Origin of the sequence: Vibrio sp. 779(2023), assembly GCF_033344285.1 — a bacterium.
Lineage (GTDB): Bacteria > Pseudomonadota > Gammaproteobacteria > Enterobacterales > Vibrionaceae > Vibrio > Vibrio alginolyticus.
In genome coordinates, this window is record NZ_JAWPOM010000240.1 from 1 (window position 1) to 1025 (window position 1025).

At 46.3% G+C, this 1025-nt stretch carries 1 protein-coding gene and 1 pseudogene; both read right to left on the reverse strand.

Annotation, left to right across the window (positions count from 1 at the left end; genetic code table 11):
* Positions 1 to 348, reverse strand: a pseudogene (locus R8O70_RS26350) (ABC transporter permease); the annotation flags it as partial.
* The coding region (locus R8O70_RS26355; RefSeq protein ID WP_318184603.1) for an ABC transporter ATP-binding protein at positions 348 to 1025 on the reverse strand (678 nt) is incomplete at its 5' end. The pseudogene R8O70_RS26350 and the gene R8O70_RS26355, both read right to left, overlap by 1 nt.

Consider the following 1025-nt stretch of genomic DNA (forward strand, 5'->3'; position numbering starts at 1 on the left):
CATTCCGTTATCGCTAAAAGCCATGGTCGAAAATCGGGTCATAACGGAGCGCTCAAGTTGCTCTGTCGATTTTAATAGCGAGTCAGATAATGGGTTTGCGGAAACGAACACCGCATCCGCAGTTAATGCATCCTTGCCCTGCTTGACAATCACTTGCTCCATACGAGATGCAAGTGCAGACAATGCAAAAATACTCGCGATGACCAGCACAAGAGCGACGCTGATCGGCCAAAGGTTTCCTTGCCTAATTTCGCCCAAACTCCAACGCACCAAACTTTTATTCGGAGAGTGTTGCTTCAATCCACGTTGATCTGAAGATGTTACTTCACTTGAAGATACTGCTGACATTACATCTCCTCCTTAAGCTCACCCGCCTCCATACGATAAATTCTGTCGCATCGGCTTGCTAAGTTCACATCATGAGTGACCAATATTAATGTCGTACCGTGCTGGCTATTGAGATCGAACAACAGCTCGATGACTTTATCCGCGGTTTGGTGATCAAGATTCCCTGTCGGTTCATCAGCAAACAGCAATTCTGGCTGAGTCATAAATGCCCTGGCCAACGCGACGCGTTGTTGTTCACCACCAGAAAGTTGACTTGGTAAGTGGTCGAGTCGCTTTTCCAATCCTACAGCGGTCAACAATTCTGTCGCTCGTGCTTCATCTTCGGCTTCTCCGCGTAAAAGACATGGCAAGGTCACGTTGTGAAGTGCACTCAAACTTGGAATAAGTAGAAAGCTTTGAAAGACAAATCCTAGAGAATCGGCTCGGATTTTCGCACGAGCTTCGTCATCTAGCTTCGAAAGTTCGTGTCCTAGAAGCGTGATTTCTCCGGAGGTTGGTGTGTCGAGCCCCGCCAACAATGTCATTAGCGTGGATTTACCTGCACCAGATGTGCCGACAATTGCGATGGTCTCGCCCTTTCTGATGTCAACATTTACATCTTTAAGGATTGTTAATTGTTCTTGATTAGTAGAGACTTGTTTAGAAACCAAATTGGCTTGAACAATAGGTGCTTTGAG